Genomic DNA, 8,720 nt, shown 5'->3' with positions numbered 1-8,720 from the left:
TAAAAGCTGAACAACGAGCCCGGGACGAAGCATTGAGACCTAAGCCATGTAAGTTAATTGGATCCCCAGAGTTATGTTAAATAATAGCTGTTAAGCTTAAAAGGGCATGGTCACCACAACAAATTGCGGGTTGGTTAAAGCGACAATATCCCGGTAATCAGGAAATGTAAGTGTCTCACGAAACCATCTATAAAACACTCTTCATTCAGACGCGAGGCGCTCTAAAGAAAGAACTGCAGAAGTGTTTGCGGTCAAAAAGAGCGGTTCGCAAGTCTCGTCAAGCTTCACTGAAAAGATTAGGTCTGGGAAAAATCCCTTATGCCGTTTCTATAAGTGAACGACCTGCATCAGTTGAAGATAGAGCTATACCCGGTCACTGGGAAGGCGACCTTATATGTGGCTCTAACAACAGTTACATAGCGACACTAGTAGAGAGGCACTCTCGGTTCGTAATGTTGGCGAAAGTGGATGATAGTAAAACGTCGACCGTGATTGCTGCACTTATCAAACACGCTCAAAAGCTACCTAAGGAACTATATAAATCTCTAACTTGGGACAGGGGGAGAGAAATTAAAGACCACAAACAATTCACGCTAGCCACTGACATAAAAGTCTACCTTTGCGATCCTTACTCACCGTGGCAACGTGGTACCAATGAAAACACCAATCGATTACTGCGGCAGTATTTTCCCAAAAGTACCGACTTATCGGCACACAGCCAACAAAAACTTAGCAGTGTAGCGAGACAACTTAACGAAAGACCGAGAAAGACGTTAGACTATGAAACACCATCACAGAAATTTAACCGATGTGTTGCGCCCATCGATTGAACTCAAGGTACACAACGGCCTGTCAGATATAATTAAGTCGGTTGCTGATATGTCGGTTTAAATTGAGATAATCTGGAGGTAATCACACCTTTGGTAATTACATTATTTACTTTACCTGAACAATAGCACCTGCCTGCACTACCTCAGCTTAACTGTTTTTTTAGTCGCTTTTCCAAAACCGAATCGCCATCGGTTTTCGATAGCATCAGGCTGTCGGTAATACTCAGCAGCGCTACTACCGCCATCATGGCCATGGCAATTTTGAAGTTGATAAGCGACGGATCACTGCTTGAATTTCCTACCATCAGAGAAGCAACGGCCAGCATAAGCGCAGAAATGGTGATCCCCATGCCACGGTTCATTTGCATCAAAATAGCACCTAGTGTGTTTGCGTCGCGCATTTTGTCTTTTGGTACATCCGCAAAGGCGATAGTGTTTAGTAGGGTTAAATGCATCGACCTATTCACACCGCTAACAAATAAAATTACAGCAATAATAAACGATGAGCTTTGTTGGGTTATAAACGATAGGGCTACAAAACCTAGCGAAATCATAATGCCATTTACAATAAGTACCCGCTTAAAACCAAAGGTGTTCATTATCCATGTGGTAGCTGGCTTAATGGCTATATTGCCTACAAACAGCCATAGCAGTAATGTGCCTGCTTCTACCGGCGAGTAACCCATACCCAATTGCAGCATAAGCGGCACCAAAAACGGCGCACTGCCTAGGGCAATACGTACCACCGAGCCGCCGTACATTGATAAGCGAAAAGTACGAAACTGCATGGCTTCAAAAGAAAACAAAGGTTTTTTAGCACGGCGAATATGAAATACCGCAGCTAACAATAATAGAAGCCCTAACCCGGTCACCACGGCGCCCAGTAGGGTAGAGGTGTTGTGCCCAGCAAATAGCTCTATGCCAGCCATAAAAGAGGCAAAGCCAATGCCGGTTAGCAGAAAACCTACCACATCAAACTTACCTACATTGGCGGTGAAGTTCTCAAGCAAATAAGCGGAAGCAATAAGCGCGAATATCCCTAATGGCACATTCATAAAGAATATCCATTGCCAGCTTAAGTGGGTGGCAATCCAGCCCCCTAATACTGGGCCAAGAATCGGAGCACTTAATGCGGGCCACGTAATAATGGCCACAGTTTTAACTAGCTTTTCTTTGGGTAAGTCTCGCAGCACTACTAAACGGCCTACAGGCACCATCAGGGCACCGCCAATGCCCTGCATAATACGAGATAACGTAAAACTAGTTAGGTTGGTACTGATTCCGCACAGTATTGATGCCACCACAAAAATGACAATGGCAGCCATAAATACATTACGAGCACCAAATTTGTCGGCAACATAGCCACTTAGAGGAATGAAAAAAGTAACGGCAACAAGATAGGCAGAAACGCCAATAGAAAGTTGGGTTGCAGGCACGCCAAAATCAGCGGCAATAACGGGAAGCGCGGTGGTGATCACCGTGGCATCCAGAATTTCCATAAACAAGGCCCCAGCAACCAGCAGGGCCGTTGCGGTATCGCGACTAAATGATCTCAAATGCGCGCACTACGCGGGCTACGCCCGTTATGTTCCTTGCAATATCTACAGCAGCATTAGCTTCTGCATTGGTTAATCGGCCCATTAAGAACACTTCAGAGTCTTGCACTACTACTTTTACTTGCAGCGCAGGCACGCGTTCATCGGCCACTATCTTGGTGCGGACTTTTGACGCTAGCCAGATATCATTAGCTTGGGTGCCTGCACCAATAGGCTCGCCAATACGAATTTGATTATGAATTTTCTTCAAGTAATCAACTTCTTGGGCGCGCCTAACTGCTTCGTCTATTAAAGCTTGCGTAGGCGCTTGGCCGGTAAGTAAGGCTATGCCGTTATACATATCTACTTGCAGGTTAGTTTGAGCTTTGAGTTCTTCACTTTTAGACCACTGATAAGCCACAGCGCCATCAGCGTTTTGGTCATCTAGTTGTGTGCCAACAGTGCGTCTGTCGTTCGCTACTTTAGCTGCTACGGCTCCCGCGGCGCCAACAGCCACCACGCAGCCTTGTAACTGCATCACAAAAAAAAATGATACTAGGGTAATACTTAACGTTTTAATTCGTTTCATAGAAGGGGAACGTTATTCGTCTCCGTGATCGGCTGGGAATAGGCTGTCATCAATGCATTCACATAAATTGTGAATAACCAACAAATGAACTTCTTGAATACGGGCTGTACGGTTCGAAGGTACACGTACTTCAACATCGTGCTCACTCAAGAACCCTGCCATTTCACCGCCATCTTTGCCGGTTAAGGCTACTATCGTCATATCGCGAGATAAAGCAGCTTCCATAGCGGCAATTACATTGCGTGAGTTACCACTGGTAGATATCGCAAATAAAATATCGCCAGACTGACCTAAAGCACGAACTTGCTTAGCAAAAATTTCATCGTAGCTATAGTCGTTTGCAATTGAAGTGATAGTCGAAGTATCAGTACTTAACGCAATAGCAGGAAGGCTAGGGCGATCGCGCTCATAGCGGTTAAGCATTTCAGAAGAAAAGTGTTGTGCATCACCTGCCGAACCACCGTTACCACAGCTTAAAATCTTATTGCCGCGAATTAACGCTTCAACCATCATCATGGCTGCTTTTTCAATTGATTCAGGCAAAATCTCAGATGCAGCAATTTTGGTTTGAATACTTTCAGTAAAGTTCGCTTTAATTTGTTCAATCATACTTCTTTTCTCTGTATTTCAGGATATCAAGCAGTCTCAATATTGAGTGCATAACACGCTTTAGGGTGTAGGGCTTGAGAATCTGGCGCAGGCAGTACTTAGGCTTCCGTAAACACGCTGTGAACCCATCCATGGTAGCTCCGCCCCCGCATCCATGCGGCGGAGGGTTTACTACAGCCTAAGTACTACCTACACCTATTCACCAGCATACCTAACAACTACGCGCGGTTTATCCGATATTTTTAAGCCATTGAAGGTCGCTTCCATCAATGGCGATAACGTCTATGCGTAATGGGGTAGACGCGGGATTAAGCTTATTATCTAACAAATAGAACGCAAACGCAGCCTGAATTCGTTGAAGTTTCTTCATGGTGACAAATTCGGCAGCGTGACCATACTGCGATTTTTTGCGAAACTTCACTTCTACGCAAACAATGGTGTCGCCATCTTGCATAACAATATCAAGTTCACCACGTTTAGTTCGGTAATTACGACAACGTAATGTAAGCCCTTGTTCCTCTAAGTAATCAACGGCCTTGTTTTCTGCTGCATTCCCTTGCAATACGGACAATGTTATTTACTCCATTAGCATTTGCACACGCTCGTTACGTATAACGGCTTGAGGTAAGTTTCGTTCTACTTCACTGTTTTCATTTAGTGTTAGCGTGCCGGTCAACCCGTCGAATGTGATGTACGACAAGGTATTTAGCATCCCTAATTGAGGGAGTAATTCATATGCATCTACACCGAAGGCGAATAATCTATTTTGCAAAGTGCTGCGATCAGGCCAGGTTTGCTTAGTTTCTTGAGCAAGTTGCTGCCATTTATGATCTGGCATCATCCAAGGCATATCGATAAAGCGTACGTTTTGTAAATCACGCCATTGGTTCTTGCCGCTGTTGTAGTCCATTGAGCGAGAGGTCGCATAAACTGGCACTTGTTTTCCATCGTACGGGTTTAAGCTAGCTTCGATAATTGGGTTTAAAAGCTGGGTATCTTGTGGTGAAGCGAAAGCGACAATAGCATCGATGTCTCGTCTGCTACGGGGCATGTTATACACTTCTTCATTGGTCATGTATTCAATTTGATTAATACGCTGATTACTTTGTGCTACGTCTAAGGCTTGCGTAATACCTTCTCGCAACGATTCACTATCATTGAACGTAACAGAGGTTATATTCGCACGTCGCGCTTGAACTTCTTGTTCATGCAATGTGTTCCAACGGGTTTTAAACGCATCGTTCATTCGCTGATACAAGTTGCTCTGTGCCGCAATAACAATAGGCGCTCTAAAGCCTTTGCTATAAATAAACTCTGCAAGCTGATTTGCCTCATCTTCCGGCGCAAGGGCGAAATAATTAACGGCTGGCGCGGCGCTGGAAGGCATCTCAGATTCAGTGTTAACCGCTTCTGGGCTTAAAGGCTCTGAGTTTACTGAGGCTGAGCTATCTAACATTATCGGCATTTCGTCTGGGCGGTTTAACGCTAGCATGTTCACGCCAGGCGGTAACGCTGGTATTAATTTCTCAACGGTTTCTTTTAATAGTGGGCCCACTATAAATTTAGCGTCGCCAATAGCTGCAATCATAGTTTCAGTATCGGCATTGGTAGTATCTACAAACCGAATGGCAGGTAAGCTATTTGGATTACTGGTTTGTTGAAGCTGCTGATAGTAGCCTGCCATAATGCCATCTTTAACTGTTTCGCCAGTCGCCGCGAGCCTACCACTTAGTGGCAATAATACTACCAACTCACGAATTTGAGGGGCGGCGAGTTCTTCCGCTATCGCGACGTCTTTAGGTAAATGCTGGGACAACATATGGCCAGCATAAACTTGTTTATATTGCCCAATTGATTGCTTTAACTGCTGCGGGTTTCTTGCATTTTCGATAGTTAACTGACGAAGGGCAAAGAAGGGTTGCAATTTAGGGTACTGATTTTCACTTTTTGTGAGTTCATCGGCAGGTATTTGGTTCAAAAATGTCCACACCTGCGCCACTTTTTGCTCATCTTCTAGCTCGGTAGACAAAACGCTATTTGCCGCCTTTGCCCATAACCCTTGTTTGGCATAGAGATCTGCTTGAAGCTCTGCCAATTTAGCAGTAAGTGCAGGGCTACTGTTTACATCTTCTAGCATTGTCGTAAGTTGTGCTGGCGACGAAGATGGGTCGTTTTGATAAGCCATTGCCACATGAATGGCGTAGCTATCCTGCAACGAGGTGGCGACACCGTCCTGCTTCATTTCAAACAAAATTTGTTGCGCTAATATCCTATCGCCTTGAGCAATATAAAGGCCCACTGCATCTAGCAGTAATGTGTCTCGCTTAACTTTGTCTCGGGTTTGAAGCCATACTTTTTTTGCTTCTACCAATTTATGTTCTGGCGTGATGTTCTGTTCTACTTGCGCTTTCACAGGCTCAGTAGTGGCAACTTTAGGTGCCGAGGTGGGTTCAGGTGTGCTCCCGCAGCCTGCTAAATATAGCACGCTGGTGGCTGTCGCCATTGCAAAGGTAATGCGCTTTGTAAAATGTCCAATGTGACCCACAGTCTGTTTCCTTTCACTTCGTTTAACGGCAAGTAGCGGCAAGTTTATCCTAACCACGATGAAAATCTACGTTTGCCGACGTAAACTAGTCCAATGGCGTGGTACACTTTCTACATTATTCGTTATTTTTATTGTTTATATGACCAATTTCGCCACCTTGTATATCGTTCCTACACCTATCGGCAACCTTGATGATATTAGCGCCAGAGCTATCGAGGTATTAAAACAGGTTAATTGGATTGCTGCGGAAGATACACGACACAGCTCGCGGTTGTTACAGCACTTCAGTATTTCTACCCGTACCTTGTCGCTGCATGATCACAATGAAGATAAACGTACCGCAATGCTGGTGCAGCGCCTAAAAGACGGTGAATCGGTGGCGTTAATTAGTGATGCGGGTACGCCGTTAATTAGCGATCCAGGTTTTGTATTTGTGAGGCGCTGCCGAGAAGAAGGCATTCCTGTTACCGCATTGCCAGGCCCATGTGCCGCTATTACCGCGCTGAGTGCTTCAGGGCTACCAACAGACCGATTTATTTTTGAAGGTTTTCTACCGGTAAAAACTCAAGCCAAAGACAACCAACTTGCTGAATTAAAAGAGCGGACCTGCACAAGCGTATTTTACGAAGCCCCACGTCGTATTTTAGCCACGGTCAAAGACATTGCCCGTGTACTAGGTGATAGGCACATTGTAGTTGCGAAAGAGCTTAGCAAAACCTTTGAAACTTATATTAGTGGCACCCCAAGCGATGTTATTGATTACTTGGAAGCCGAAGCCGCTCACCAAAAAGGTGAGTTCGTGGTGATGGTGTCGCCAGCCCAAGTGAATTTATCTGAAATATCGGCTGAGGCGATGTCGCTTTTAACTACGTTATGTGATCACATGCCATTGAAAAAAGCGGCAGCCGTTGTGGCCGATCACTACGACCTGAAAAAGAATGCCTTGTACCAAGCTGGGCTGGAAGCAAAAGAGACTGATTGATCTCAGACCCATGGGTTGAGGGTACCTATCTAAACAATATAGTTAACACGAGGTAGGCTTATTGCATTTTGCACTATTGCTTATAACGTTAAGTGTAAGGTTGGAGGATAGTTATGAGTCAGCAACTCTTAAGAATTGAGATGCCAGAGGGCAAATGGGTCGTCGATATTTTTGATAAATCCGGCGATTCAGGTGAGTACGATTTAATTCATCCTAAAACTCAGGTGAAGTTAGCTTTAGCCGATGAAATGCATGGATTTCGATACAATTTAACAGGCCCTGAAGGTACGCCATTTGCCATTTATCTTGATGATACGGTTATCGCTGAAGGTACGGTAGATAAAAGCCAAAACCTTAACGGTACTGGCGTTTTATAAAGTAGGTATTTATTAGCTACGCTTTATTCAAACGTCACCAATAAAAATGCCCGCTAACGTTTAACGCTGCGGGCATTTTTTTGTGAAAGTCGCTATCTATTGTTTAAGACAAGCGGCCTTTAAAGTCTTCGTAAGTAAACTGGCGAACAATTTCGAACTCACCATTTTTACGCAAAATACCAATGGCAGGGTGTTCAACGCCGTTGAAAAATGACGTTTTCACCATGGTGTAGTGCATCATGTCTTCAAACTGTACGCGGTCACCAGCTTTTAATGGCGCATCGAAAGAGTAAGTATCAATAACATCGCCCGCTAAGCAGGAGTTTCCACCTAAGCGATAGTCGTAGGCTTTTTCACCAGGTAAGGATGCGTTTAAAATCGTAGGTCGATAGGGCATTTCAAGCACATCTGGCATGTGTGCCGTGGCTGAAATATCTAAAATGGCAATATCACCATCGTTGTTTACCACATCCACCACTTCAGCAATCAACGGTCCTGTCTGCCACGCTACTGCAGAGCCGGGCTCGAGAATAACGTCTAAGTGCGGGTAACGTTGTTTGAAATCGCTAAGGGTTTTGATTAGATGTTCTACATCGTAACCTTCGCTAGTCATCAAGTGGCCGCCACCTAAGTTTAGCCATTTCAGCTGTCCTAGGTAATCGCCAAAGCTTGCCTCTATTGCTTTAAGCGTACGTTCGGTTGCAAACGAGTCACACTCACACAGGTTATGACAATGAAAGCCATCAATGCCTGATAAATCTACGCCTTCTAATTCACTTACCCTAAGCCCTAGACGCGAGCCAGGTGCAGCAGGGTCGTAAAGTGGGGTATCTGCTTCTTGATGCTCTGGATTAATACGCAAACCTAAAGACACGCCCGCAAGCGCGTCTTTGTGAGCTTGCCACTGTGACAGACTATTAAACGACAAGTGATTCACCAGCGTAGCTAGCTCTTCTATATCCGCCTTTTTATAAGCTGGAGAATAGGCATGTACTTCTTTACCCATTTCAGCGGCTAATTTGGCTTCCCATACCGAACTTGCTGTTGCGCCATGTAAATAAGGGTTAATGATGTCGAAGCTCGACCACATTGAAAAACCTTTTAAAGCCAGAATAATTCTAACGCCTGACTCATCTTGTACATGCTTCATCAACTCAAGATTTCGGATGAGTTTTTCTTCTTCCAGCACATAGCAAGGAGAAGGAATATCTGTTCGTTGCGTTAAGTCTGCCAACCTTTATTTGCTCCAGTTA

General features: G+C 44.7%; 8 protein-coding genes and 1 pseudogene. 3 read left to right on the top strand and 6 right to left on the bottom strand.

The features are described 5' to 3' along the window. Positions 1 to 830, top strand: a pseudogene (locus Q4561_RS15075) (IS30 family transposase); the annotation flags it as partial. 143 nt (positions 831 to 973) lie between these two features. Here the strand turns inward: Q4561_RS15075 and Q4561_RS15070 are convergent. The 5 genes from Q4561_RS15070 to Q4561_RS15050 all read right to left on the bottom strand — a co-directional run bounded on the left by Q4561_RS15070 (position 974) and on the right by Q4561_RS15050 (position 6,108). Further along, positions 974 to 2,386 carry an MFS transporter gene (locus Q4561_RS15070; protein WP_303461671.1) on the bottom strand — a complete coding sequence of 471 codons (1,413 nt, stop codon included), beginning with the start codon at positions 2,384 to 2,386 and terminating at the stop codon, positions 974 to 976. Then, positions 2,373 to 2,954, bottom strand: coding sequence for a BON domain-containing protein (locus tag Q4561_RS15065; protein ID WP_303461669.1), 582 nt, complete (start codon positions 2,952 to 2,954; stop codon positions 2,373 to 2,375). The genes Q4561_RS15070 and Q4561_RS15065 overlap by 14 nt, the downstream gene beginning before the upstream one ends. 12 nt (positions 2,955 to 2,966) lie before the next feature. Continuing rightward, positions 2,967 to 3,563, bottom strand: a complete 597-nt coding sequence (locus Q4561_RS15060; RefSeq protein ID WP_211071625.1) for a phosphoheptose isomerase — start codon at positions 3,561 to 3,563, stop codon at positions 2,967 to 2,969. A 229-nt stretch (positions 3,564 to 3,792) separates the two neighbouring features. Next, a complete protein-coding gene (locus Q4561_RS15055) occupies positions 3,793 to 4,134 on the bottom strand; it encodes a YraN family protein (protein WP_303461667.1) in 342 nt (113 codons plus the stop codon). Between the two features lie 6 nt (positions 4,135 to 4,140). After that, the gene (locus Q4561_RS15050) at positions 4,141 to 6,108 is read right to left on the bottom strand and encodes a penicillin-binding protein activator (protein WP_303461665.1); all 1,968 of its coding nucleotides are present in this window, start codon (positions 6,106 to 6,108) and stop codon (positions 4,141 to 4,143) included. Between the two features lie 139 nt (positions 6,109 to 6,247). Between Q4561_RS15050 and rsmI the strand changes: the two genes are divergently transcribed. After that, a complete protein-coding gene (gene rsmI / locus Q4561_RS15045; protein ID WP_303461663.1) occupies positions 6,248 to 7,090 on the top strand; it encodes a 16S rRNA (cytidine(1402)-2'-O)-methyltransferase in 843 nt (280 codons plus the stop codon). A 113-nt stretch (positions 7,091 to 7,203) separates the two neighbouring features. Continuing rightward, positions 7,204 to 7,467 (top strand): hypothetical protein, encoded by a 264-nt coding sequence (locus Q4561_RS15040; protein WP_303461661.1) that lies wholly within the window; start codon positions 7,204 to 7,206, stop codon positions 7,465 to 7,467. Between the two features lie 103 nt (positions 7,468 to 7,570). Here Q4561_RS15040 and nspC read toward each other — a convergent pair whose 3' ends face one another. Next, positions 7,571 to 8,701: a carboxynorspermidine decarboxylase gene (gene nspC, locus Q4561_RS15035; protein WP_303461659.1), complete on the bottom strand. Its 1,131-nt coding sequence runs from the start codon at positions 8,699 to 8,701 to the stop codon at positions 7,571 to 7,573. Positions 8,702 to 8,720 lie beyond the last annotated feature (19 nt).

This window comes from Alteromonas sp. 1_MG-2023 (assembly GCF_030547075.1).
GTDB lineage: Bacteria > Pseudomonadota > Gammaproteobacteria > Enterobacterales > Alteromonadaceae > Alteromonas.
The sequence above is the reverse complement of the archived record's forward strand: the minus strand, read 5'-3'. Positions and strand labels throughout refer to the sequence as shown.